The 24663-nt window shown below is 55.2% G+C and carries 28 protein-coding genes, 1 tRNA gene and 1 pseudogene; 19 read left to right on the top strand and 11 right to left on the bottom strand.

Annotated elements, in window-relative coordinates:
* Nucleotides 1-26 precede the first annotated feature (26 nt).
* The 4 genes from ASD70_RS25770 to ASD70_RS25785 are packed head-to-tail and all read left to right on the top strand — an operon-like array spanning nucleotide 27 to nucleotide 4994.
* Nucleotides 27-3113 carry a phage tail tape measure protein gene (locus ASD70_RS25770; RefSeq protein ID WP_056847783.1) on the top strand — a complete coding sequence of 1029 codons (3087 nt, stop codon included), beginning with the start codon at nucleotides 27-29 and terminating at the stop codon, nucleotides 3111-3113.
* Nucleotides 3113-3451 (top strand): phage tail protein, encoded by a 339-nt coding sequence (locus tag ASD70_RS25775; RefSeq protein WP_056847784.1) that lies wholly within the window; start codon nucleotides 3113-3115, stop codon nucleotides 3449-3451. The genes ASD70_RS25770 and ASD70_RS25775 overlap by 1 nt, the downstream gene beginning before the upstream one ends.
* An 11-nt stretch (nucleotides 3452-3462) precedes the next feature.
* A complete protein-coding gene (locus ASD70_RS25780) occupies nucleotides 3463-4215 on the top strand; it encodes a phage minor tail protein L (RefSeq protein WP_056847785.1) in 753 nt (250 codons plus the stop codon).
* Nucleotides 4216-4217: 2 nt separating this feature from the next.
* Complete coding sequence (locus tag ASD70_RS25785) at nucleotides 4218-4994, top strand: C40 family peptidase (protein WP_056847786.1); 777 nt, start codon at nucleotides 4218-4220, stop codon at nucleotides 4992-4994.
* Nucleotides 4995-4996: 2 nt separating this feature from the next.
* On the opposite strand, the gene ASD70_RS29015 is transcribed toward ASD70_RS25785, so the two are convergent.
* The gene (locus ASD70_RS29015; protein WP_156382948.1) at nucleotides 4997-5494 is read right to left on the bottom strand and encodes a hypothetical protein; all 498 of its coding nucleotides are present in this window, start codon (nucleotides 5492-5494) and stop codon (nucleotides 4997-4999) included.
* 146 nt (nucleotides 5495-5640) lie between these two features.
* Between ASD70_RS29015 and ASD70_RS25790 the strand changes: the two genes are divergently transcribed.
* The 9 genes from ASD70_RS25790 to ASD70_RS25830 all read left to right on the top strand — a co-directional run bounded on the left by ASD70_RS25790 (nucleotide 5641) and on the right by ASD70_RS25830 (nucleotide 14657).
* The gene (locus ASD70_RS25790; RefSeq protein WP_056847787.1) at nucleotides 5641-6063 is read left to right on the top strand and encodes a hypothetical protein; all 423 of its coding nucleotides are present in this window, start codon (nucleotides 5641-5643) and stop codon (nucleotides 6061-6063) included.
* Nucleotides 6064-6118: 55 nt separating this feature from the next.
* Nucleotides 6119-6712 (top strand): tail assembly protein, encoded by a 594-nt coding sequence (locus ASD70_RS25795; protein ID WP_056847788.1) that lies wholly within the window; start codon nucleotides 6119-6121, stop codon nucleotides 6710-6712.
* A gap of 27 nt (nucleotides 6713-6739) precedes the next feature.
* Nucleotides 6740-7351 carry a hypothetical protein gene (locus ASD70_RS25800; protein ID WP_056847789.1) on the top strand — a complete coding sequence of 204 codons (612 nt, stop codon included), beginning with the start codon at nucleotides 6740-6742 and terminating at the stop codon, nucleotides 7349-7351.
* 57 nt (nucleotides 7352-7408) lie between these two features.
* Nucleotides 7409-11275, top strand: a complete 3867-nt coding sequence (gene gpJ, locus ASD70_RS25805; protein ID WP_056847790.1) for a TipJ family phage tail tip protein — start codon at nucleotides 7409-7411, stop codon at nucleotides 11273-11275.
* Nucleotides 11276-11615: 340 nt separating this feature from the next.
* Nucleotides 11616-12296, top strand: coding sequence for a hypothetical protein (locus tag ASD70_RS28715; RefSeq protein WP_082561477.1), 681 nt, complete (start codon nucleotides 11616-11618; stop codon nucleotides 12294-12296).
* Between the two features lie 46 nt (nucleotides 12297-12342).
* Nucleotides 12343-13104 carry a hypothetical protein gene (locus tag ASD70_RS29180; protein WP_056847792.1) on the top strand — a complete coding sequence of 254 codons (762 nt, stop codon included), beginning with the start codon at nucleotides 12343-12345 and terminating at the stop codon, nucleotides 13102-13104.
* Nucleotides 13105-13106: 2 nt separating this feature from the next.
* Complete coding sequence (locus ASD70_RS29860; RefSeq protein WP_330219691.1) at nucleotides 13107-13667, top strand: tail fiber assembly protein; 561 nt, start codon at nucleotides 13107-13109, stop codon at nucleotides 13665-13667.
* Between the two features lie 58 nt (nucleotides 13668-13725).
* The gene (locus tag ASD70_RS25825; protein ID WP_056847794.1) at nucleotides 13726-14151 is read left to right on the top strand and encodes a cell wall hydrolase; all 426 of its coding nucleotides are present in this window, start codon (nucleotides 13726-13728) and stop codon (nucleotides 14149-14151) included.
* Nucleotides 14151-14657: a lysis system i-spanin subunit Rz gene (locus ASD70_RS25830; RefSeq protein WP_056847795.1), complete on the top strand. Its 507-nt coding sequence runs from the start codon at nucleotides 14151-14153 to the stop codon at nucleotides 14655-14657. Before ASD70_RS25825 ends, ASD70_RS25830 begins: the two co-directional genes overlap by 1 nt.
* A gap of 32 nt (nucleotides 14658-14689) precedes the next feature.
* On the opposite strand, the gene ASD70_RS25835 is transcribed toward ASD70_RS25830, so the two are convergent.
* From ASD70_RS25835 to ASD70_RS30080, 3 genes and pseudogenes are all read right to left on the bottom strand, one after another.
* Nucleotides 14690-15199, bottom strand: a complete 510-nt coding sequence (locus ASD70_RS25835; protein ID WP_056847796.1) for a GAF domain-containing protein — start codon at nucleotides 15197-15199, stop codon at nucleotides 14690-14692.
* A gap of 86 nt (nucleotides 15200-15285) precedes the next feature.
* Nucleotides 15286-16167, bottom strand: a complete 882-nt coding sequence (locus tag ASD70_RS30075; protein WP_419178871.1) for a methyl-accepting chemotaxis protein — start codon at nucleotides 16165-16167, stop codon at nucleotides 15286-15288.
* 24 nt (nucleotides 16168-16191) lie between these two features.
* Nucleotides 16192-16911: pseudogene (locus tag ASD70_RS30080) on the bottom strand (MCP four helix bundle domain-containing protein); the annotation flags it as partial.
* Between the two features lie 510 nt (nucleotides 16912-17421).
* On the opposite strand from ASD70_RS30080, the gene ASD70_RS25845 reads away from it, so the two are divergent.
* Nucleotides 17422-17709 (top strand): helix-turn-helix domain-containing protein, encoded by a 288-nt coding sequence (locus ASD70_RS25845; RefSeq protein WP_056847798.1) that lies wholly within the window; start codon nucleotides 17422-17424, stop codon nucleotides 17707-17709.
* Here ASD70_RS25845 and ASD70_RS25850 read toward each other — a convergent pair.
* The gene (locus ASD70_RS25850) at nucleotides 17706-18404 is read right to left on the bottom strand and encodes an SOS response-associated peptidase family protein (RefSeq protein WP_056847799.1); all 699 of its coding nucleotides are present in this window, start codon (nucleotides 18402-18404) and stop codon (nucleotides 17706-17708) included. The two genes, ASD70_RS25845 and ASD70_RS25850, sit on opposite strands and share 4 nt — an antisense overlap.
* A gap of 83 nt (nucleotides 18405-18487) precedes the next feature.
* Here ASD70_RS25850 and ASD70_RS25855 point away from each other — a divergent pair, with 83 nt between their 5' ends.
* Complete coding sequence (locus ASD70_RS25855; protein WP_056847800.1) at nucleotides 18488-18697, top strand: hypothetical protein; 210 nt, start codon at nucleotides 18488-18490, stop codon at nucleotides 18695-18697.
* Here ASD70_RS25855 and ASD70_RS25860 read toward each other — a convergent pair.
* The 3 genes from ASD70_RS25860 to ASD70_RS25870 all read right to left on the bottom strand — a co-directional run bounded on the left by ASD70_RS25860 (nucleotide 18676) and on the right by ASD70_RS25870 (nucleotide 19810).
* Complete coding sequence (locus ASD70_RS25860; RefSeq protein WP_056847801.1) at nucleotides 18676-19041, bottom strand: hypothetical protein; 366 nt, start codon at nucleotides 19039-19041, stop codon at nucleotides 18676-18678. The genes ASD70_RS25855 and ASD70_RS25860 overlap by 22 nt on opposite strands.
* Before the next feature lie 92 nt (nucleotides 19042-19133).
* Nucleotides 19134-19343, bottom strand: a complete 210-nt coding sequence (locus ASD70_RS25865) for a hypothetical protein (RefSeq protein ID WP_056847802.1) — start codon at nucleotides 19341-19343, stop codon at nucleotides 19134-19136.
* Between the two features lie 272 nt (nucleotides 19344-19615).
* The gene (locus tag ASD70_RS25870; protein WP_056847803.1) at nucleotides 19616-19810 is read right to left on the bottom strand and encodes a hypothetical protein; all 195 of its coding nucleotides are present in this window, start codon (nucleotides 19808-19810) and stop codon (nucleotides 19616-19618) included.
* Nucleotides 19811-20390: 580 nt separating this feature from the next.
* Between ASD70_RS25870 and ASD70_RS30085 the strand changes: the two genes are divergently transcribed.
* Entirely contained in the window at nucleotides 20391-20534 is a 144-nt protein-coding gene (locus ASD70_RS30085; protein WP_420902467.1) for a hypothetical protein, read from the top strand.
* 46 nt (nucleotides 20535-20580) lie between these two features.
* Here ASD70_RS30085 and ASD70_RS25880 read toward each other — a convergent pair whose 3' ends face one another.
* On the bottom strand, nucleotides 20581-21360 hold the full coding sequence (locus ASD70_RS25880) for a hypothetical protein (RefSeq protein ID WP_056847805.1): 780 nt from the start codon (nucleotides 21358-21360) through the stop codon (nucleotides 20581-20583).
* Nucleotides 21361-21733: 373 nt separating this feature from the next.
* Here ASD70_RS25880 and ASD70_RS25885 point away from each other — a divergent pair, with 373 nt between their 5' ends.
* Together ASD70_RS25885 and umuC are read left to right on the top strand one after the other, a co-directional pair.
* Complete coding sequence (locus tag ASD70_RS25885; protein WP_034135895.1) at nucleotides 21734-22159, top strand: LexA family protein; 426 nt, start codon at nucleotides 21734-21736, stop codon at nucleotides 22157-22159.
* A complete protein-coding gene (gene umuC / locus ASD70_RS25890) occupies nucleotides 22152-23426 on the top strand; it encodes a translesion error-prone DNA polymerase V subunit UmuC (protein WP_056847806.1) in 1275 nt (424 codons plus the stop codon). The genes ASD70_RS25885 and umuC overlap by 8 nt, the downstream gene beginning before the upstream one ends.
* A gap of 3 nt (nucleotides 23427-23429) precedes the next feature.
* On the opposite strand, the gene ASD70_RS25895 is transcribed toward umuC, so the two are convergent.
* On the bottom strand, nucleotides 23430-23639 hold the full coding sequence (locus ASD70_RS25895; protein ID WP_034135893.1) for a hypothetical protein: 210 nt from the start codon (nucleotides 23637-23639) through the stop codon (nucleotides 23430-23432).
* A gap of 162 nt (nucleotides 23640-23801) precedes the next feature.
* Nucleotides 23802-23888 (bottom strand) — tRNA-Leu (locus tag ASD70_RS25900).
* Nucleotides 23889-24112: 224 nt separating this feature from the next.
* On the opposite strand from ASD70_RS25900, the gene ASD70_RS25905 reads away from it, so the two are divergent.
* Nucleotides 24113-24589: a hypothetical protein gene (locus ASD70_RS25905; protein WP_046068250.1), complete on the top strand. Its 477-nt coding sequence runs from the start codon at nucleotides 24113-24115 to the stop codon at nucleotides 24587-24589.
* Nucleotides 24590-24663: the final 74 nt, after the last annotated feature.

The following is a 24663-nucleotide window of genomic DNA, read 5'->3' on the forward strand; positions in this document are numbered from 1 at the left end:
CGCGGGCACTTATTCAAGGTGAGTCGATGAATATTGCAGAACTCGGCGTCAAGATCGACTCGGCCGATGCAATCCAGGCGAAAACGAGTCTGGATGAAATGGCGAAGGCCGGCGGCCGGGCCGAGCAGTCCGCCGTTTCGCTGATGAACGAAATGCAGGCGCTGGAAAAGTCGCTGTCCACCAGCGCCAAAACCACCCAGGATTTGGCAAAGCAGCGTGACGCTCTCACCAAGCTGACCAAGACCGGCGCCTATGGCGAGGCCGAGGCGGCGAAGATCTCGGCCCAGCTCGACAAGCAGCAGGTGGCCTTGGCCAAGTCCGCTATGGACGAGCAGAAGGCCCTCAACAGCCTGCTGGGGGCTATTGACCCTGCCCGTGCCGCGCTGGCTAAGCTGGACACGCAGGTCGAGCAACTGGGCAAGCACCTCGACGAGGGCCGAATCAGCCAGGACCAGTACAACAGCGCCCTGAGCAAGATCGACAAGGATTACGCAAAGCTCGAAAAAACCACCACTGGTTTCGACAAGCTGAAGCTAGGCACACGTCAGGCACAGGAAAATGTCGTTCAACTCGGGAACGCCCTGTCTACTGGTGATTGGGGTAGCGGTGCACGGGCCATAGCTCAGATTGGAGTGGGGGCGGGTGCCTCTATGGGCAGTATGTTGGCACTGGCTGCCCCCATCGGGTTGGTAGCCGCCGCCATTGGAGGCCTGGCTGTTGCCTACTACAAGGGTAGCGAGGAGCAGGACCGCTATAACAAATCACTGATCCTAACCGGCAATTACGCAGGAGCAACATCCTCAGCGCTAGGGGGTATGGCGCGACAGGTCAGCGACACCGTAGGCACCACTGGAGCGGCAGCGGCGGTTCTGGCGCAGTTGGCTGGCTCCGGCAAGATCGTAAGCAGTAGCTTTGAGCAGATTGCTGTTGCAGCCCTATCGTTCGAAAAAGCTACCGGCAAAGCGGCATCAGAAACCGTGGATGAATTCGCCAGGCTGGCGGATGACCCGGTGAAGGCTGTCGTTGCGCTCAATGACAAGTACAACTTTCTCACTGCTGCCGTGTACACCCAGATTCGGGCGTTGCAGGAACAAGGCGACACCCTGGGCGCCCAGCAGTTGGCGGAGAGCGCCTACGCCGATGCTTTGATTCTGCGTGCCGATATCATCACGAGCAACTTGGGCACAGTAGAAAGCGCTTGGAACTCGGTTAAGGGCGCAGCCAAAGGTGCCTGGGACGCAATACTTGATATCGGGCGCGAAGAGACATTCGATCAAAAGTTCGACAAGCTTGCAGATCGCCTAAATACGCTGCGCAACGCCCAATCGAATCCGATGATCTTGGGTGACAACCCCGACATGATGATGCTTAGTCGCGGTGAGTCAGGCGCCCAAGGCGACATCACCGCACTGCTACAGAAGGAGGTGGATGACCAGGCAAAAGCGCGCCGGGAAATGTTCCAGGCTCAGGATATGCAGGAGGGCACGAAGGCCTATGAAACCCTGCAGAACAACCTAGACGCTACGGCATCAAAGTCCACGAAACTGACGAAAGCGCTTGAGGAAAATCAAAGGCGTATCGCTGCTGCGCGGCGGGCAGGCTACGCATTCACCGCTGCGGATGAAGCGGCTCTAGAAAAACAGACTCGTGACAAGTTCAAGGAGTCGAAAACGGGCGGATCTTCACCGGTCGACCTTACTAGCTTCAACAATGCCAAAAACGACCTGGCGGCGATCACCGACACCTACAAGAACTACCAGAAGGAACTGGAGGCGGCGCAAAAGGCCGGGCTGATATCTGAGGCTGACTACCTTCTGCGTCGCCAGGCCCTTATCGGCAACGAGCGTGACCAGGTGACGGCAGCCTACGAGGCCGAGATCAGCGCGCTAGAAGTTGCCAAGGGTAAGAAGACCACCTCAGCCGCGCAAAGCATCCAGCTCGACCAAAAGATCGCCGACGCACGCGCTGGCATGGTCAAGGCACAGAAGGATGCCGACAGCCAGCTTGAAGTGCTGGCGACAAACGAGAGCGGGCGGCTTGCCAAGCAGGAGAGGGCGATTAGCTCGTACGTGCAGGCGTTGGGTCAGCAACAGCGCGCCTTGGAGCTTGCCGGGCAGCGTGCCGTATTGGGCGTCGGCCAAGGTGACCGACAAAATGCACTGAGCGGGCAGTTGAACAGCCAGCAAGACAGGTTTGCTCAGCAGTCGCTTGAGCTGGAAAACCAGCGCTCCGACCCATCGCGGAATATGTCGGAGGAAGAGTTCAAGCGGAAGTCACAGGCGCTCGCAGACGCGAACAAGGCCGCCACTGACCAGATCCGGCAGAACTATGCGGATGTGGAGGCAGCTCAAGGTGATTGGACGAAGGGTGCTACCTCGGCCTGGGCCAACTACCTGGATTCGGCGCAGAACGTCGCAGGGCAGACCAAGAGTCTATTCGGCAATGCGTTCAGCTCGATGGAGGACTCAATCGTCAACTTCGCCATGACCGGTAAGGCGTCGTTCTCGGACTTCGCCAAATCGATCCTGGCCGACATGGCACGCATTGCCACCCGTCAGGCTAGCTCGGCGCTGCTGGGTAGCCTGGTCGGAGCGGCTGCCAGCTACTTTGGTGGCAGCGCTGCTGGAGGTAACGGCCTGGCCGCGGGCTCCGCTGGTGCGGCATCGTCGAATCTTGGCGCATCGGCTGGCGGCTACTCGGGCTCGTACTTTCCCCAGGCGATGGGTGGCGCCTGGTCGGGCGGTGTGCAGATGTTCGCCGACGGCGGCGCCTTCACCAACTCGATCGTAAGCAAGCCAACAGCGTTCGGTATGGCCAACGGCAAAACCGGTGTCATGGGCGAGGCCGGGGAAGAGGCGATTATGCCGTTGACCCGAACGTCGAGCGGCAAGCTGGGCGTGATGGCTATGGGCGGCGGCGGGGCGGGTGCGACTCAGATCAACGTCGAGGTGCATATCGACGGTGATGGAAACGCATCGTCCACCGCTGACGCACCTGGCTACGACCTGTTCGGCAAGGAGTTGGCGACCTTCGTAGAGCAGAAGTATCAAGAGCTGCGCTCGAAGGACATGCGCCAGGGCGGAGTCATCAACAAAGCAATTAAGGGGCGCTGATGGCCATCGAACGATTTACCTGGGCAACGGAGAAGGGCGCGGAGGGTGATATTGCCCAGCGTGCTCGCTCCAAGAAGTTCGGCCAAGGGTACGAGCAGTCAGTCGAGGATGGGATCAACAATCGGTGGCAATCCTGGCCGGTGACCTTTACCGGCCTGAAGCCGCGTATTAAGCAAATCATGGACTTCATCGACCGACACAAGGGGACGAAGGGCTTCCTCTGGGAGCCGCCCCTGGGTGAGCTTGGTCTCTACAAATGCAACGGCTACAAGCCGATTCACCGCGGCGGCCAGGTCTACGCCATCACCGCGACTTTCCAACAAACCTTTCATCCCTGAGATAACCGCCTATGGCACTGATCACGGACATCCAGAAACTGGAGCCCGGCGGCGAGATTCGCCTTTTCGAAATTGACGGGACCGAGTACGGCGCCGATTACTTGCGCTTCCACGGTCACGCCATCCCGCACACGCCCGAGGAACTACTTCTCTACGAACACTCCGAAGATGAATTGCCAGCGAAGTCGATCTGGTGGCAGGGCGAAGAGTACGCGGCCTGGCCAGTGCAGATTGAGGGTATTTCCTCGAGCAGCGACGGCACTGCCTCTCGGCCGACGTTCGCCGCCGGCAACGTCAACGGGCGTGTCACCGCGCTGTGCCTGGCTTTCGAGGACATGCTCAAGTTCAAGCTGACGGTTCGCGAGACCCTGGCCCAGTACTTGGATGCGGCCAACTTCTCCGATGGCAACCCAACTGCTGACCCGACACAGGAGGCGCTGGAGATTTGGTACATCGATCAGAAAACCAGCGAGGACGGCGAGGCGGTGGTCTGGGAACTGTCCTCTCCGGGCGAAATCGATAACCACGGGCTGCCAGGGCGCCAAATGACGACGTTCTGCCACTGGGCCATGACCAATGGCTATCGGGGGCCGAACTGCGGCTACACCGGCGCGGCCATGTTCGACGATGAGGACAACCCTACCGATGATCCAGCCCTGGACCAGTGCAAGGGCTGCCTGTCGTCCTGCAAGTTGCGTTTCGGCGAGAACAACGAATTGTCCTTCGGTGGATTCCCTGCCGTCAGCTTGATCGCGAGGAGCTGACCATGCGCAAGCACATCATTGTTGCCATCCAGGCGCATGCGGCAGCCCAGTACCCGAAAGAGTGCTGCGGCCTGTTGCTGGCCGTTGGCCGCGCGCAGAAGTACTTTCCGTGCAGGAACATCGCCACGGAGGCGAACGAAGAGTTCCGACTCGATCCCGAGGACTACGCCGCGGCAGAAGACTTGGGCGAAGTGATCGGCATCGTTCACTCCCACCCGGACGCCACCAGCCGGCCGTCACCGCAAGACCTGGCCATGTGCGAGGCCACGGCCTTGCCCTGGCACATTTTGTCGTGGCCTGAAGGCGATCTGCGCACGATTACGCCGACCGGCAGCACCCCGCTACTGAAGCGTCCTTTTGTGCACGGCGCCTGGGATTGCTGGCAGGTATGCGCAGATTGGTATCAGCGTGAGTGGGGGCTTGAGTTCGAAGCCTTCCAGCGCACTGATGGCTGGTGGGAGAGTGAGGAAAACGCCAGTCTGTACGAGGAGCAATACGAGGCTGCTGGCTTTGTTCGCGTGGACAGGCCACAACGTGGAGACCTAATCGTCATGCAGGTCGGCCGTACTGCTCACCCTAATCACGCCGGGGTATACTTGGGCATCGATCCGGCACTGCCTGGCGAAGACTCTGGGGTGTTTGGCCCGGGCCCGTTCCTGCTGCATCACCTATACGGTAGGCCTTCCGAGATAATTATCTACGGGGGCCCTTGGCATAATCGAACACGGCTGATATTGAGGCAAAAAAAACCAAGTTCGGGAAACCATGGTTCGGACTGATTTTAAGCGTCACTTGGTACCATCGCGGCGCATCTTCTAACCTGTGTTGCAAGAGCACCTACAATGACGCTGTTATCGAGCGTCTTGGAGCTTTTGGTTTGCTTTGTATAGTTTTCGGAAATAGAATTATCTAGATAGGCAAGTGCTTGAATTGAAAGTTTTGATACTAGTTTCGATGCGGCGGCTTGTACCGCAAAATTGCTATCCTTAGAATTAACCACCGCATCACCGAGTTCTTTATATATAGATTTCGCTTCATTGCAGTACTGTGTGCGAACTTCGAGCTTTTTCGTTTGTAAAAAAGTTTCTCGCTCGCGAGCGGATTTTGCATTTTCTAGAGATATTAAATTGTCTTGTTTGGTCTTCTCCACTGAAAGCACGTGTTCTTGTTTTGCGTTTTCCAAGTCCGTATTGGATTTGTTGTTAGAATAAGTAGAGTAGCCCGTAGCTAGGGAAGTGGCGACTACAGAAACGATTGCGACCCAGTTAGAACTGCTCATTTTTTTATTTCGCACCCTTGAAGTAAAAGGGCAGTATAATAGCGAATAGCTATGTTCAATGCACCTGCCACACGCTATTAACTTCATGTGATTTCTGCTTTCGGTGCCTCATTGCTACAGTCCCGTCAAACCATAGAGGGTACGGCATGCGGATTTTGATAGCGGCGGTAGCGGTGGCGATGCTGGCGGGATGCGCCTCATCGGCGATATCGGTTAGGGACGCGAAGCCGGTACTACTGGATGAACTTTACGCCTTCCAGTCAAAGCCCTCCGGGGAAAGCGGAAGAATCACAGTTGTGCGCGACTCCGGCGCTATGGGCTCGGGTTGCGACATCGTTGTCTATGTTGACGGCCGAAGGGCTGCAAAAATCGGCACCGGGCAGCGGGCAACATTCTACCTTCCGCCAGGCTCGCCCAATCTCGGCACTGGCCTGGCGGGCTCTGGCTTGTGCGCAGGCGCCGCAATTCGAACGATAGCGGCGACGGTGCAGCCTGGAAAGGAAAGCCTGTACCGTATCAGTGGCGACATGGCCGGCTTCTACATTGGCCCCTATGTCGATTACAACTGAACCAAGAAAGCCATGAAGCCGCCTCCGGGCGGTTTTTTATTGTCCGGAGAAAGTGATGCAGGCATCAGCGATCAATTACCAACCTATGACAACGATTCGACTTCACGGGCAACTCCGTCAGTTCGGGAAGTCCTTCAGGCTCGCGGTAAAGTCGCCCGCCGAGGCCATCAAGGCACTATGTGTGCAAATCCCGGGGTTCGAGCGGTTCCTGTCTAACGCCAAGTCGCGCGGGCTTGAGTTCGCTGTGTTCCGCGATAAGCGCAATATAGGCGAGAGGGAGTTGAGCTATAACGGCGCCGGTGACATCCGCATTGCCCCCGTGGTTGTAGGCAGCAAGCGCGGCGGTATTCTTCAAACCATCGTCGGAGCAATTTTGATTGTTGTGGGTGTGATTTTTTCAGCAACGCCTTTCGGCACACCGCTTATCGGCGCAGGTATCGGGCTCGTCGCCGGCGGCGTAATTCAAATGCTCAGCCCGCAGGCAGGCGGACTCAAGACCAGCGCGGCCCCAGAGAATACCCCTGGCTACGCCTTCGGTAGCGCCAAGAACACCACGGCATCCGGCAACCCGGTCCCGCTCTGCTACGGCAAGCGTCGAGTCGGTGGGGCAATTATCAGCGCTGCGATTTATGCCGAGGATGAAGTATGATTTCGTCTTTTTCCATATGAGGTCGACATGGAAGCTGGCGATTTTTTCAGAGGCTCGGTGAATCACCTCAGTCGAGCAAAGGCTCTTTATACTCAAGGAAAGCTAAAGCCGGAGTACTATTTCTATAGTGCTTTAGAACTTAGGTTCGGGATTGAATCTCGGCTCAGAGAATATCTTCAGCACCAAGAGCACGTCGCGGAAAAAAAGAAGCGCGGTTGGCAAATTGCTGCACTGGGAAGAGATGTTGAACAAGCCTTTTATGGGTGCGTGCAGGAGGTAAGGATTGATGTCTGGTCTGGCGGTTATCCAATGATAAGGTGTAAATATACTCCCGTAACTCCAGAGCTCCGCAGTATTGGTGAGCGGTTGGGAAACTATCTTCACGCGCCCAAGAAAGATGATCTTCGACAGTTGGAGCAGTGGAGGGACTTTGAATCAATGCTTGATCAAGGGATCTCCTTATTAGATTACGCATGTAGTGGGAATCTGCTCGGAGTACCATTGGTGCAGTCCGGTAACAAACGAGGTAGTTTAAATTTAAGCGTACCAGATGAGCAAAACGCATTGCTTAAAGAGCTTCTAAAGTGCGGTGCGGAGTTGGAGTTAAACGTCAGCTACTGTAAGCCAGCAGGGCTCTAAAAGCCCAAAAGAACTATGCCCGCCAACTGAGCGGGTTTTTTTCGCCTGGAGGAAAGCATGGGCGCAGTACGCAAGATCGACATCCACGGCGCTAAGGGCGGCGAAGAGAAACCAAAAACGCCGACAGAAGCCCCGGACAGTCTGCGCTCGGTTGCCGTCGCCAAAATGCTGATCGCCGTGGGCGAGGGTGAATTCGAAGGGACGCCAACGGCCAGGGATATCTACCTCGATAACACTCCGCTGCAAGACCCTCAAGGGAACATGAACTTCCCGAACGTGAAGTGGGAGTGGCGCACCGGGGCCGTGGACCAGACCTATATCCAGGGGATCCCGTCGGTCGAGAACGAGACCACCATCAGCACCGAACTGCGCAGCGGCACCCCGTGGGTTAGGGCGATCAACAACACTCAGCTTTCCGCTGTGCGCGTGCGTTTTGCCTGGCCGGCACTCCAGTCCGTGGACGCTGGGGGCAACATCAATGGGTACAGGATCGAATACAAGGTTGAGCTGGCCACTGATGGGGGCGCCTATCAGCCGGTGCTGAGCGAGGCTGTCGATGGCAAGACCACCAGCGTGTACGAGCGCACCCGCCGTATCGATTTGCCCAAAGCCACGACCGGCTGGTTGATGCGAATCACCCGCATCACACCAAACCAGAACAACAATAAAATTTCGGACACCATGCAGATTGCCGGATTTACCGAGGTGATTGACGCGAAGATCCGCTACCCAAACACGGCACTGCTCTACATCGAGTTTTCTGCCGAGCAGTTCCGTAGCATCCCTGCCGTGACGGTCGAGACCAAGCTGAAAAAAATGCAGGTGCCGAGCAACTACGACCCTGTGTCGCGCTCGTACAGTGGCGTTTGGGACGGTACCTTCAAGCAGGCCTGGACCGACAACCCTGTCTGGATGACCTACGACATAACCACCGCCGATCGTTTCGGCCTGGGCCGTCGCATCAAGCCGTGGATGGTGGACAAGTGGGAACTGTACCGAATCTCGCAATACTGCGACCAACTGGTGCCGGACGGAAAGGGTGACCAGGAACCGCGCTTCATCTGCAACTTGAACCTGCAGAGCAAAGCTGATGCCTGGTCACTGCTGCGCGATATTTCGGCGATCTACCGAGGTATGATGTACTGGGCCCAGGGCCAGGTGTTCACTCTCTCGGATATGCCGCGCGCAACGGACTTCGACTTTGCCTACACCCGGGCAAACGTCATCGACGGCAAGTTCACCTACTCGAGCGCGTCTGAGCGCACCCGCTACACCCGTGCACTGGTCAGCTACGACAACCCGCTGAACAACTACGACACCGACGTCACGGCTGTCACCGATCAGAAGCTACAGCGGCGCTACGGCGACAACCCGCTGGAGATCAGCGCTATCGGCTGCACTCGCGAATCGGAGGCCCAGCGCCGCGGTAAGTGGGCGCTGCTGACCAACTCCAAGGATCGGGCCGTAACCTTCAAGGTTGGTTTGGATGGCCGTATCCCGCTGCCTGGCTACGTGATCCCGATTGCTGACGAACTGCTGGCCGGCCGTGCCATTGGCGGGCGTATCTCAGCGGTAAAAGGCAAGGTCATCAAGCTGGACCGCGACACCCAGGCCAAGCCCGGCGACCGACTGATCCTCAACCTGCCTGACGGTAAGTGCGAGGGGCGCACCGTGCAACTGGTCAGTGGCCGGCAGGTTACGGTTACCGTGGCTTACTCCGTGACGCCTGAGCCGGAACTGGTCTGGGCATTGGATACTGACGACTTGGCCGTCCCACTATACCGGGTGGTCAGCGTGGCCCGGCCAGAGCCTGGGGTCTTCGAAATATCGGCTGTTCAGTACGATCCGAGCAAGTTTGCGCACATCGACACAGGCGCTCGCCTGGAAGATCGCCCGATCAGCGTTATCCCGATCACCGTGGTACCGGCGCCGCCCAGTGTCACGCTGACGTCGAGCTACGCGGTTAGCCAGGGTATTGCCATCAGCACCATGAACATCTCGTGGCCTGCCGTAACTGGTGCCGTCGCTTATGAGGTGGAGTGGCGTAAGGACAACGGCAACTGGATCAAGGTACAGCGCACAGGCTCAACGAGCGTGGACGTCACCGGGATCTACTCGGGTGCGTACCTGGCCCGGGTGCGGTCGGTAAGCGCATTCGAAATCTCGTCGATCTGGAAAAACTCCAGCCTGACCAACCTGGAAGGGAAGGTTGGCCTGCCGCCGGCGGTGTCGTTCCTGACCACCACCAGCTTGATCTATGGCATCGGCATCCAGTGGGGATTCCCACCAGGTGCGGAGGACACCCAACGGACGGAACTCTGGTACAGCGAGTCGCCCGACTTGACGACGGCGGTCAAGCTGAGCGACTTCAGCTACCCGCAGGCCTCGCACGAAATGTACAGCCTGTTGGCGGGGGCAAGTCTGTTCTTCTGGGCGCGCTTGGTCGACCGGACCGGCAACGTAGGCCCGTTCTGGCCTGTACCTGGTGCAGTCCATGGCCAGGCCAGCACCAAGCAGAGCGACTATGAGGCCTACTACGCCGAGAAGATCGGCAAGGGCGCCCTGTACCAGAGTCTGCGCGAAGAAATCGAACTGATTACAGGCGATGGGCCTGGCTCAGTAAATGAGCGCCTCGAGGAAGCCAAGCAGGAGCTGGAAGATCTGATCAAGCAAGTGAGCGATGCCCTCGCTTACGACCCGGAAAAGCCCTATCTGAAGGGCGACATCGTGCGTCTGGATCAGCGTCTCTACCAAGCGAAAGGCCCTGTGCCTGTGGGAGCAACGCCGCCCGACGTCACGTACTGGATCGATATCGGCACCATCCTTGAGACCACTGATGCACTGGTGTCCCAGGTGCAGATCATCGAAACCAAGATCGAGGAAATCGACGGCAAGGTGTTGGCCACCGCCACCTCAGTTGAGGCGTTGCGCTCAGCTGCCCGTGGTGACGACGGCGCCGGCGATCTGGCCGACGCAATCAAAGGCTGGACGTCTACGGCTGATCTTGCTGTAGAGCGTAAAACCCGAGCCAGCGAATACGATGCGATGGCTCAGCAGCTGCTTACCCTGGGTGCCCAGGTAGGCGACAACAAGTCGTCGCTGACTGTCCTGGAACAGGTTGTTGCATCGAACCGCGAGACGTCCGCAGCGCAGATCAACAAACTGAATAGCGATCTGTCTGCAGTCGATCAAAAGGCATCCGGTACCGCTCAGGCGCTCACCAGCCTCGACACAAAAGTCACCAACCTGGACGGGAAAATCACCTCTCAGGCGTCTAGCAATGAGGCGCTTCGGGCTTCTGTGCGCGGCGATAACGGTTCTGGCGAACTGGCGGGAGCAATTAAGGCGTGGGAGTCAACGGCCAGCTTTGCGGCCGAGAAGGTTGTGCAGGCGAGTGCAAACGAGGCTTTGACCAAAACTACGGAAACGCTGCAGTCGAGCATCGGACAGACAAGCGCGTCGGTTCAAACGGTGAGCGAGACAGTGGTACGGCTCGACGGCAAGGTTTCGGCACAGACCACCATGAAGGCTCAGACCATCGTGGATGGTAGGAGGGTGGTGTCTGGTCTGGCCTTTGGTTCGAACGGAGAGCAATCGGAATTTCTGATCTTCGCTCAGCGCTTTGCGGTGGTGAACGAGGTGGACGGAAAGGTTGATCCGATGTTCGTCCTTGAGAACGGCCAGGCCGTATTCAACACCGCGATCATCAGCAAGGCGATCATCCAGGAAATCATCTTGGGGATGGTGCTTCGTTCGCCGACGGTGGACTCGAAAGGGCGGCCACTGCTGGAAATCAATATCCCGGCAGGCACGCTCACTCTTCGTGGTGAAGGCACGGACGGCGCGAGCTTGCTCGATAACAGCGGCCTCTCGGTGTTCGACGCGAATGAGAAACGTCGCGGCAAGTTCGGGAGGCTTAACTGATGGCTGAATACGGGCTGGCTACCTGGGACGAGAACGAGGTTCAGCAACTTGGCCCCGCATCTTTCACGCTACGCACCGTTTTCTCAACGCTGGTCACCTTCTCTGGACCGGTCACTGGCGCCGGCGCTGCGCAGGTCTTCTCTGTGCCAGGGGTGACCCCACTAAACTGCATCGCTATCGTTGTGCCGATTGGGCCATATACAACCGGGTTACACACAGTAGTTCAATACGAACCTGAAATACTTACCGACCAAATCAGGGTGTGGAGGGGGCACAGGACCGCTGTTGATGGACGGTTTGGGACTGGGACCCAGCGCCTTATAGTGTCGAGGTACAAATAATGAGCTGGGGGTTTGAGTTCAAGAATAATGACGATGTCGTTATTCTCGATTCTGAATATGCGCGTCTTTCAATTCTCTCTAAAGGGCGTTTTGTCCCTACACAAGAGTCTGGTCTTGGCTCTTCGACAAACTTTGAGAGGGTTATAACCACTCAAGAACCACCGCTGGTATTTGTCAAGCCTGACAATGTTGGAATAATTGCTGGTCTCTGTAGGGTCCTCATACTTGGGTCGCCGGGCAACTGGAAAGGCTTTTACGTTCGAGCATATGACGTGAACACGGCTCAGCCCAGGGGTAACTACTTTGCAGCAGCATTCTCAGCAAGCCCTACAGCTCTATGGGGAGGCCGACTTTATGATCAGAATGAGTCTTTGATTTTTGACACGGGAACTCCCAGCGCAGTGTTCAGCAAATCTTTGGCCTCTTGGAGTTACGTGACATCAGGAAGTGACGCGCAAGGCCAGACTATGGTTTATTTTAGTGTCCCTTTTGTCTTCTCTAGTAATGAGTACATGCTGATTAATAACTTCGGCATGGATGTTGCCGGGAGTTCATTTCGAGCTTCAGCTTTGTATTGTTGGTGGGATTTCCCCGCGAATCGGTTATGGGCGATTACTGTAGGGGTAACACCACAAAACACTCTTTATATACCTGCTGTGTTCGCGAAAATGCAAGCGTGACTCTTGAGGTTAATCCTTCTGTTATAAATTTTGATTGGAGAAAAACATGGCTTCTTGGTTTTCAGAAGGGACCGTTACCGTTACGAACGGCAACGCCGTTGTAACTGGTGTCGGTACAAAGTTTTCTAACTGCCGATCCGGCGACATGTTTGTCGGTCCAGATAACGGCATCTATCAGGTGATCAATCCTTCGAGCGACACATCCATCTCGATCTCGCCTGCATATCGTGGCGCCACCTCCGCAGGCGCCGCCTACGGCATCGTGCCTGTTAATGGCTACCCAAAGGCTTTGGCTGATGCGGTTAATCTGATGGTTCAGCAGTGGGGCTCTACGCTGGCCGGCCTGGGCACCGTCTCAACCGAGAACGTGGTGCCAGTTGCAAAGGGCGGCACTGGCGCCACAACTCAGGCAGCCGCAAGAACGGGACTTGGTTTGGGTACGGTGGCACCACTAAACACGGGCCGGGCGCCAGGTAATGTACCGACAACGGAAATGATTGGCTTCGTCGGAAGTCAGTCAACTGTGTCATGGACGGCTGAGGTCAACCCCGGCATCGATAATAAGGTTTTCGCATCGGCTGATTTTGCTGGAAACCCTCAAGGAGGCACGGGGCTTTACTACCGTCAAACCATTCAGTTTGGCATCACTGGTAACCGGCTGATGATTGCCTGGCCGTATGGCGTTGCGGGCAACACTGGCACTATCAAGCTGCGATCGATCTACAACGGGGGCTTCACTCCTGAAATTGAGTTGTATCACACCGGCAATACCACTCGTGCCCAAGACGGCACTTTGAAGGCGATATGACTATGGCAAGAGCAGCAATCAATATCGTGGGCCAGACAGGTGCTTTGTTTGATATCACGTCGCTGGGCGGCAAGGACGTCGACAGTTACCGAGAAAGCGTGGGCGTGTATTGCGTCACCGGCACCGAAGGGATGGTCCCATTTCCGCCAGTGGATCAGGGGTGGGGATACTCGTTACACCCATCGGAGAATACTGCCCAGGTGGATGTCGTTTTCAGTGATGGTCTATTGACTGTCACGGTCACAATGGATGGTGAGCCCTACGACATGAACACGATGATCACACTGCACATTTTAGTGCCAGATCTGCCACACGAAGATATACCCCCGACGCCGCCGATCACGACCAATCCACTGGGCGTTGCTCAGGCCGAGATTCAGCGTCTGCGGGCCATCGCGGATTACGCCGTTGCACCCCTACAAGATGCGGTGGATGGCGACGAGGCCACGGATGCAGAGGTTGTCCTGCTCAAAGGCTGGAAGAAATACCGCGTTGCGCTGAACCGAGTCCCCGAACAGGAGCAGTACCCGGACGCTATCGAGTGGCCAAGTGCCCCGGCGTGATTGCCATTAGCTGACCGATGCCCGCCTTGAGCGGGTTTTTTTTCGCCTGGAGAAAAGCATGACCACTACCGAAAAAGACCGAGACATCCTGGCGCGCACGCTGTGGGGCGAGGCCCGTGGCGAGGGACTTGAAGGTCAGATCGCCGTGGCCTGGACCATCCGCAACCGTGTGTTTGATGGTAAGTCCAAGTCGTGGTGGGGGGAAGGCTATGCCGGTGTGTGCTTGAAGCCCTGGCAGTTCAGCTGCTGGAACCAGAACGATCCCAACTACGCCTATCTGAGTGGCGACAAGCCGATCCCTGCCGGTCAGTTCGCTCAGGCTCAACGTGCAGCTGACCAGGTGATGTCGGGTGCGGTACCCGATCCAACTGGCGGCGCCACGCACTACTACGCAACCACCATGCCGAAGCCCCCGGCCTGGGCGGCAAAGGCCACACAGACGCTGCGCCTTGGTCAACACGTTTTTTTCAAGGAAGTGCCGTAATGACGCCCGGGCAGATCCTTTGCGCGATCCTGCTGGCGCTGGCCATCGGGTTCGGCGGGGCGTGGCAGGTACAAGATTGGCGCATGGGCGAAAAGCTCGCCGAGCAGGGCGGGCAGTTCGAGAAGGAACTGGCCGCGATAAGCAATGCGGCCGCCTCCCAGGTCCAGGCCGAGCAAGGCAAGCGCCTGGCCCTGGAGCAGCAGCTCGTCGGCCAGGACCAACAACACTCCAAGGAATTATCCTATGCCCAACGCAACCAGGCTCGCCTACGTGACCAGCTTGCTACTGCTGATGTCCGGCTGTCAGTCCTCATCGAGGATTCAGCCAGTAGCTGCAACGTGCCTACCACCACCGGCGCCGTCGGCGTGGTTCATGCGGCCCGTCGAGCCCAACTTGACCCAGCGCATGCTCAACGAATTATCGCCATAACTGATGAAGGTGATAACGGATTGATAGCGTTACGAGCATGCCAAGATTACGTCCGAGCTATCAACCACTCGCATTGAAACTCAAAAATCCGAATGTGAGATAAGGCATATCATTCGGATTCATTCAGCAGCGGGATCGTGAAAAAAACGCATCCGATCAACGTTGCAAATAAAGCTAACGTCTCTTCCAACTCCGGGTCTTCAAATAATATCGAGCGCGAATCTAGGGCGCATAGAGCACCATATAGCTGCCCATCAGGAAGGAAGATGGGAACACCTGCATAGCTTTCTATCGCATACCGTTTAACCACCGCACGACTCGAGTATCTACCGTCTTCACTGATTTTAGGAATAAAAAGCGCCTTAGGATCTCTGCGGAGCTCGCTGCAAAGCGTGATTTCCAGCTCTAGTGTGTCACCTGCCTCTATCCCCATATGCATCGTGTCGTAAGCTGAGCAGACGATCCAGTCTGTTTCGGTGAACTTCGCGATCCCGGCAAATCGCATTCCAGTAAGGCGTGTTACAAGTTTTAAAATACTAGTGATAGCTTCCATCTCAGCCAACGCTGAACGCTCGTTTAAATTCAGCACAGAGTGCAAGCTGATTTCGGGCCTATTCATATTCCACCTGTGCTGTTTTTAATTGGGCGCGCCGCGTTGGCGTCTGAGATCCTACGATCAGCCGAAAATTGCGTTTGGCCGATTTACTACGTCCTGAATCGAAGAACCAAATCGTTTAGGTTAACGGCCAAGCGAGAAAGCTCGTTGCTCGCTGTAAGTGTCTGGCGGGTGCCTTCACTACTCTGCACTGCAAGGTCGCGGATGCTTATCAGACTACGATCAACATCCCGCGCGACGTGAGCTTGTTCCTCGGATGCGGTTGCAATTTGGATATTCCGATCGTTAATTTCGAGCACGGAATTAATAATTTGCCGCAGTGACTGGCCCGCTTGTTCTGCAGTATCTCGCGTGCTGTAGACCTCGGATGTGCTCTTTTGCATAGATTCAACCGCGGCAGAAGAACCGGCTTGAATCGTGGATATCATCTGTTCAATTTCTTGCGTCGATGTTTGTGTTCGGTGTGCCAGCGCACGAACTTCGTCTGCGACTACTGCGAAACCGCGACCCTGTTCTCCTGCACGAGCCGCTTCTATCGCGGCGTTCAAAGCGAGTAGGTTGGTTTGCTCAGCAATCGCCCTGATCACGCTCAAAACTTTAGTAATGTCTTGAGCCTGGCCCGCGAGTTCTTTCACCTGATCTGATGATACCTCTACCAAGCCTGTCAGGCCGCGCATCGCTGTCAAGGTCTCAGTGACTTTTTGATTCCCGAGATCTGCAGATATGCTTGATTGCATCGCTGCTTCAGATGTGGAATTGGCGTTCCGTGCAACCTCTTCAACAGCCGCGCTCATTTCAGTTACTGCGGTAGCAGCTTGCTCGATTTCGCTATTTTGCTGCTGAAGTGTGCGATCAGCGCTTTCAGTGATCGAAGTCATTTCGACGGCCGCGGTACTTAGCTGGGTTGAAGCTCCCGAGATTTCTAAAATTGTGCGTCGCAAATTTTTCTGCATAAGATTCAGCGCATGCATCAATCGCGAAGCTTCATCTGAACCTGTTATATCAAGATCATGGGTAAGGTCGCCAGCAGCGATATTTTCCGCCAATTTAAGTGATGAACTGATTGGACTTACGATGCTCCTAGTGAACAAGATCGCCAGTGCTATGGTTAACACAAATGCAACAATCAGTACTGCTACCAGGACTTTTACACTATGGTTATATACGTCGGTCGCGTCTACTCCAGACACCACGGCCTGGCGTGCATTTTGCTCTCGCAGTAGTGTCAGCTGCTCTTGATAAGCCGTAGCTCTTTGTGCCTGCTCTGTGTTGGCAAAATTCACAGCCTGATCATGATCAGATGAATACAAAGCGATTACTTTTTTGAGGCCGTCGACGTAAGCACCCATAGCCTGATTCGCCTTCGCAAACTGGATTTCGTCCTGCTCTCCAGACATCAAATGTGCACGATAGAAATCAGTTTTCACCTGAAGTGTCTGTATAGCTTCTTCGACCTTTGACAGCGAGAAATCATGCACCTCTGCCGTGGTGCTTGAGAGCATGCGGATACTTTCAAGGCGGGCGTGAAGGAGGGCGATCTGAATATCGTCAATGACCTGAATGCTTGGGAGGGAGTTTTGCTCAATGTCCTGTTCTGCAGCGCGCAGCCGATCAATTTGCAGATAAGAGAAGCCTGCCAAGCTGATCAGTAGGAGGGTGATTAAGCCAAAACAGACGAAAGCTCGTCGCGCGATACTTAAGGATCTTAATTTCATTTAGGCCTCCGAGGGCCGGATTTAGTAGCGTGGCTTTTCCACGTCATTTCAAGGATCACGAACGAAGGCAGCATTTTCATGCGGCACAGTGACTTCCAGCTGCAGCTTGCAGGCATATACCTAAAACGCGGTATGCAAAAAAATGTATTGGAATGATAGACGTGCTAAATAATTGCGCGCTAAATAATATTGTGTGCGCTCGCTACGTACGGCTCACCAGTTTTGGCTGCGGGACGTCCGGGACGTGCCATGCTATAGGCGAGCAGTACAAGCACAGCACATAGCAGGACTCTCCAGACATGCTTTCGTATGGAGGTCATTTTCGGATATGGACAGAGCACTATGGACAAGCGGCTTGCAGGTCTTTCATTTCTGCTTACCCTGGGATGGGTGGTTGCGGTCATAGGGGTGATGTTTTTTTTTGGCGCTTAACCCGTCTCACCTGATGACTGAACTTATTGAATGCCCTTTGCCTCTGAAATACTACATCCACTCATTTGGATAGGTATTATGAGCCTTGGCGCGAGATTGAAGTCAGAGCGATTGAGGTTAGGGTTGTCACAATCTGCTGTTGGTAGCATCGGCGGAATTGAGGTAAATGCGCAGGGGCGCTACGAAAGCGGCATTCGTGTTCCTCGGGCAGATTATTTAGCTGCAGTCGCGAAAGCCGGCGTAGACATATTGTTTGTCATCACCGGGGAGCGTAGTCAAAACGGCAACGCAGATTCTGCAAAAGCTGTGGAGGCTCTCGATAGTGCGACGGAATGTCTTGAGAAAGCTAAGGAACTGATCCACTAAATTTTGTACCCGTTTCGGCTAGTAGACTGGATCAGCTCTGGTCCCTTGTTCCGTGCATTATCCACGGCCGTATCGACCTTGAACCACTCGAACACCTCGGACGGTTCACCCTGGTGAAGCACCATTTGCTCGGCTCGCTCCATGGGTGTGGCTGGATCCAACCATTCCCGGGCCAGGTCTGGCGTCAGCACCACGGGCCGCCGGTCGTGAATGTCCACCATGCCCCCGGCGCTGTCGGCTGTGATGATGACGAAGCCGTCATGCTCACCCGGGCCTTCGTCTGCATCAGGTAGCTGGCCGATGGCAGCACAGAATATCGGTGCACTATCCCGCCGGCGGATGAGGTAAGGCTGCTTCTTCGGTCCGCCTTCGTCGACCCATTCAAACCAGTTATTGATCGGCGTTATTGCACGGTGAGGCCAGATCGCCCGGAAGAACGGGCCGTGGGCGACTTTCTCGACGCGGGCGTTGATCGGCGCAGCGTGATCCTTGGCCCAGTGCGGTCGCCATCCCCAGCGCACCGGGTCGGCGTGTAGAAGATCGCCCTGCAGGTGTAGCAGCGCAACCGCTGTTGTCGGTGCCACGTTATACCGTTCAATTGGTTGATCGCCCACAGAGTTCGCCAGAGCGTTGGGCATGCTCAGCGCCGCAACGAAGTCGTGGATACCGCTGTACTGTGATAGTCGTCCGCACATAAGCATCTCCGCTCGTCGGCGCTAATGAACAGCCGGTCCCCGGCCAATCTCTACACTGTAGACACTGGCTCGAGGCATTCGTCATGGCGATCAACATTGAACAAGTCACCGCAATGGAGGCGTGGTTTGCGCTACGCAATGATCCCGCATTCATATCGGTCACTCCTGAGGAACGCTACGAAACGCGGCTGGCCCTGGCGGATGACTTGAAGCAGCAGGGCCTAATTGATGATAACGAGTGGCGGGAGCTTACCGAGGAAGCCGTAGCAGCCTACGCGGATGAGCTTGGGTGAAGTTCATGCAGTGCTTTTAGCTCTGCCAGCAGCCGCTGATTTTCCCTGAACAGATAGTCCCTCTGCTCGGTAACAATCTTCACGCTTTGCACCGAGCCAAACGACTGCTGGTGTTCCAGCATACTTATCTTTTCCAGCGCATCGGCAAGCTTTCCTTCGGCCTCGGCCTTTCCTGTCATGAGCAGGTCATTCATTTGCACCAGCCCGGCGATATTGGCTCGAGCTCTGCGCAGCATGCGCTCGGTCTCGACCAGTTCTTCTACGAGAAGTGAGCACTGGTGCTGGTACATCTCCAGTGGAGTGGGGCAGCCGAGCCAATCATCGGTGTCCATGTCAACGTTCATAGCATGAATCTCAGATGCTGTATGTGCGTACAGTAATCTGGATTTGGTCAGGTGGAAGGTTTGAAGCGACGAACTGCAGGGTTACCCGACGATCAGTCGGGCGACATGAGGACTGCTAGAGTCAGCTTGATGAACTCTTCGTTCTCGTCGATGGTGTGCAGCGCGCCGCGAATATTCTCGGCCACATCCGCGGAGCCACGCTGCTCCACCCAGTTCGATAACTCCATGATGGAAGCCTCGAGGGCCAGCTGGTTTTCGTAGAGCTTGGAGAGTAGGGAGGGGAGAAGGTCTGAGTTGGGCATCGGAGTTCCTCTGGTGGAGTGCACAGCTTAGCAGTGGTCGCCTTGAGGGGGGATTTGCGGTCGGCAGGACGCCGGAGAGGGGTGAAAAAGAGTTCCAAAACTAAAGCCGCACCCCTTGTAGAATGCGGTCTGTAGCCCGATCACTTTTCCTTAGTAATGGAACCCCGCAGGCCTTTAAAGCCCTTGCCTGCTTGGATTTGCATAGCGGTCTTGAAAACCGGCGAACGTTAATAGCGTTCCCAGGATTCGAATCCCTGGTTTTCCGCCAAGATTTACACGAAAGCCCCGCGAATGCGGGGCTTTTGCGTTTCTGGAGGTCGGTCTACCGGGAATCTCTCTCCCTTCCAAACGGTTGCCCCGACTTCAAGGTCGTCGTTCTCGGCCAGTAGCTCATCAAAACTGTCGCAATTGACCAGCTCTTCATTGACTGACCAGGTTTCGTCGGGGATTGTGTTTTCTTCAGGCATGACTTCGTCCTTGCCGCTATAGCGGCTATCAAATTCATCGAGCGCAGAGGTATCGTTGCCTCCTTAGAAATGGAGGTGAGATGTGGTCGTACATGGAATTGAATACCGTTTTTGCCGTGCTTCAAGCGTCGTCATAGGTCATGACGGCTTGGCTTTAGAGTGCTGGGAAGGCCAGAGGGCTCAGATGTTCGAGATCTTCCGGAATGACGAAACGCTGCGTTTCGAGGTCACCCTATTTGAGCCAAGTGTTCCCCTTGAATTGCTTGAATATGCTGTTCAAATTGCGCGGGATAGCCTCGGGGATTTTTGCCCATAGCCCCCGACTTAGGGTCATAGCGGCTGACTCATGGTTAAATGGTGGGAATTCTTAATGGAGGGTGTGAGTTATGGACAACACAATCAAACGACCAATGTTCATTGTGGGCGCGTCACTGCTAGCCGTAGGCCCTGCCACCTCGATCCCCGGTTTCTGGATCCCTGGTATTGTCTTCATGGGCATTGGGATCTCCCAGAAGCCAAAGAACTGATAGCGTTACACAAACCACCGGCAAGAGGGGTCCAGCCCGACTGCGCGGCAGCCATCAGCTATTGCGGGAGCGAACCGGCGGTACGCACTGTACGGGTGGAGGTGCGGCCTTGGGCAGCCGCCGGGCTCAAGACATCCGACAGCTTGGCAGTTAAGGTTCGGGCTGTGCTAGCAGAGCGGCGGCAGCGGATCGGGTAAGAGCGGCACGTGTGGGTTTCAGTTGATACCTCCTTGGTCAACCGTCCTAAGGCGAGACTGAAGCATTATTTGTTTTCTGCTTGATCGAGTTTAATATTACGTCAACAGTGTGTGCCTCAGTAGTTCTTCCGTCACTTTTTTCTATAATTGATTTTGAACGCTGAGTATCGCCATACAGTTTATAGATGGCAGCTAAGAAAGCTTCAGCTTCACCAAATGGTGTGGCTTCGTAAGATTTTTCCGCGAACGAAATAATCATAGGTTTTACTTTTTGTGGGTCTTGGCGGCTCAGGAGGTCGGAGGCTTTAAGCCTATAAATGGCAGAGATTAAATTCTTGTCCGCAAAAACTTGGAATTCTGATTGTTTTCCTTCGGAAAGCTCATGGTTTATCTTGACTAAGAGTTTGTCCATAATGCCTATTGCTTTTTCGTGCTCTCCTTTAAAGTAGAGGGTCGTGGCACCAAGAAAAGCATAAGGGTTACTGTTTTCTTTATAGCATTTTTGAAATAAGCTAGCGTATTTTGCTCCTTCTTCCTTATTGTCGCTTATTGAGGCCAGGCCTAGCATTGAGCTGTAGATAGAGCATAGTTTGCTAATATCGGTTATGGTTTTTTCTTCTCTTAGTAGTAGGGTTCTTGCCTCGTTGTACTTTCCCTGCTCTATGAGTTTTGGGGCGTCGTACATATCGAGGTTGTCATCAGTCAACGATGCGCTGGCGTTCGCATACATTAAACTGCTTATGAATAAGGCTGAAAGGCCTACTAAATATTTTATTGGTGCTGAGGTTGTTTTATTCATTAGCAGGCTACGATATAAGTTACTCATTATCACTTTTCCATTTCAATCGCAGTAGGGCTGTTTTTTTGGGAGGCGGCCGCGGCCCCTAATCATTTTCGCACTATCGCCATGACCAGTCGAAAACCCGAACTCGCCTGATTTTCGGGATTTTTATTCCCACCCCATCCGTCAATAAAAACCGGCGTGTCAGAAAGATATCACGTTGCCCACGGCCGTATTGACCTTGAACCACTCGAATACCTCGGTTGGCTCGCCCTGATGCAGCACCATGTCGCTACATTGTGAAAGCCTTGCGCACATAGGCACCGCTCCGTCTGTCGAAATCCCTACAGAAAAATTGACCGCAAGCCGGCTGCAAAGTTAACTGTACATTCGTACAGTGTTTATAGAAGGCTGCATCATGAGCTTTACCATTTTAGGTCCTATATCCGAGGGCGGCACGAAGCTGCCTTTCTGCTCGTTTCGTGTACCTGCTGGGTTCCCATCACCGGCAGCCGATCACATCGAGCAGCATATCTCATTGGATGAGGTCCTAAATATCAGGGCGCCACACGTCTATCTGATCGCGATTACTGGCGAAAGTATGCAGGGTGCGGGGATTTTTGAGGGAGACCTGGCAGTTGTGGATCGGTCAATTGAGCCGGCCCACGGACACGTCGTTGTAGCTCTTTTGAACAACGATCCTGTCTGCAAGCGCCTGTGCAAGCGCGGCAAAGAGGTGATTCTCTTATCTGAAAATCCGAAATACCCAGCGCGGTATGTATTGGAGGGTGACGAGCTATCGATCTGGGGTGTGATCACAAGCACGGTGCGCAGTCATGTCTAACGCGCAGGTCTTCGCACTGATTGACTGCAATAGCTTCTATGCAAGTTGCGAGCGTGTCTTCCGTCCGGATCTGGCAAAGGTGCCCATTGTGGTGTTGAGCAATAACGACGGTTGCGTCATTGCCCGGAGTTACGACGCCAAGCCTTTCATCAAGATGGGCGAGCCGTATTTCCAAATCAAACATAAGCTGAAACAGCATGGGATCGTTCCTTTCTCATCCAACTACGCGCTCTATGGCGACATGAGCGAGCGAGTGATGACCCTGATCGAATCGATGGTTCCTGCCGTTGAGATTTACAGTATCGATGAGGCGTTTGCTGACCTGTCGGGTATTTCCGAGCTGGATGCTTTGGGGCGTCAGATCCGGGCGCGGGTATTGCGCTGCACTAGCATACCGGTGGGAGTTGGAATAGCGAGCACCAAGACCTTGGCCAAGCTGGCCAACCACACGGCAAAGCGATTGCAAGCTCAAACCGGTGGTGTGGTGAACATCACCGATCCGGTCAAGCGCGATTGGGTCCTGCGTAATACTGACATCTGCGAAGTGTGGGGCGTAGGCCGCAAAATGAAGCTCCACTTCGACGCCATGGGCATAAAGTCAGCGATGGACCTGGCCAGGGCAGATCCTCGGACGCTCCGTAAGAAATTCAGCGTAGTGATCGAAAAGACGGCGCGGGAGCTGGCCGGCACATCGTGTCTGGAACTTGACGAGCCCGACCCGCCCAAGCAAGAAATATGCTGCAGCCGGATGTTCGGCAAACGGCTGACCGATCTGCCGCCGATCAAGGAGGCGGTGGCCACCTACATGATGCGCGCCTCAGAAAAGCTTCGCGCCCAAAACTCACTTTGTAAAAAGGTCCGCGTCTGCATCCGCACAGGCATGTTCAACCCCGAGGAGGGGAAGTATGCCAACGGCGTGGTGGTCGATATGCCGTACCCCACCGATGACGTGCGCTTGCTCACGAAAGCCGCCGTCGATGCGCTCGACAGAATTTTCCGGCCGGGTTTCAAATACAGCAAGGCCGAGGTAATGCTGCTCAACCTGTGCCAGCCAGGCGAATACACCGATGATCTTTTTGCAATATCGCGGCCGACCGAGGCAACCCAGGTCATGACTGTCCTTGATCAGATCAATGAACGTTGGGGAAAGGGAACGCTTCGATCTGCCAGCGTACCTACCAACCCCGACTGGGGTATGCGTCGAGAGATGATGAGCCAGAGCTATACCACTAAGCTGGACCAACTCTGGACGGTGGCCTGCAAGTAGTGCTCATTCCTCCGTCATAAGGACAGCCAGCGACATTTTGATGAATTCTTCATTGTGGCCGATTGTGAAAAGGGCGCCTCGCACATTGTCTGCCACCTCGGCGGAGCCACGTTGCTCAACCCAATTTGACAGCTCCAGGATGGACGCTTCGAGGGCAAGTTGGTTTTCGTAGAGTTTGGAAAGCAGGGAAGGGATTAGGTCTGAGTTCGGCATCGTTGTTCCTCCGTGGAGCGAACAGCGTAGCAGGCAAATTATTGAGTTGGGAGATCGGTCGGCAGGACGCCGGAGGAAGGGAATTGCGGAGCGGCTTCTAAAATTGCGGAGCGGAAAAGATAAGGGCCTGCTCAGGTTTCCCTGGCAAGCCCTTGATATCTATGGTGCCCGAACCCGGAATCGAACCGGGACGCCCTTACGAGCGGGGGATTTTAAGTCCCATGCGTCTACCAGTTTCGCCATTCGGGCGGTAGCGCGGTGTAGCAGGGTTGGGAATATATAGATCCTGTCGCTTCGGCGCAACCTCGAAACGCGCTTTCCTGCACAAAGATATGCGTGAAAAAGCGTGGCAGATCAGTCATCTACATGTTCGCCGAGTTAAGTCCTGATGAATTTATGCGGCGCAGGAACAAGCCTCATAAATGACAGTCATAGCGATATGCCATCCCGGCAAATTGCAAAGGAATCAATTGATGCTCAGTGTCCGTAAGCATTCTTGGATGATGGCTTTTGGTGTAGCGGGCTTGTTGGGTGTGGCCATGGTCGGCCAGGCGCAGGCGGCGGGTGCGGTGCGTTGGGGAGAGTTCAGTGCATCGTCGACAGACAGATTGACGGGCGCCTCGGTAGAGGCGGGCAATACCTATGTGCTGAAGTCGTCGAGTATTTCCGTCGGCGATATCGAGGCGTTGCAAGCGGCGCAAAAGCGTAGCGAAAGCGAGCTGCAAAGCCTGAAAACCAAAGTGGATGGTCAGGATCGAGCATTTGACGAGTTCAAGCGTAAGGACGGGTCGAGTTCAAGCAGCAGTGACAGTCAGCTGTCGAGTCTCAAGCGCACAGTGGATGAGCAGAAAAATACCATAGACCGGCAGAAAGGCGAGATCGACGGCCTTAAACGCAGCCTGGATGATCTGAAACGCAGCGTTGAGACGTTGAGCAACAAGGTGAAGTGACCTGGCCGTTTCGGGCCGTGGCGGGTGTGTACTCACAAGCCTGACTGATCGGCATTAGGGCAAGCCTACGTCGC

The sequence above is a fragment of the Pseudomonas sp. Root569 genome (genome assembly GCF_001427465.1).
In the GTDB taxonomy this organism is placed as follows: domain Bacteria; phylum Pseudomonadota; class Gammaproteobacteria; order Pseudomonadales; family Pseudomonadaceae; genus Aquipseudomonas; species Aquipseudomonas synxantha.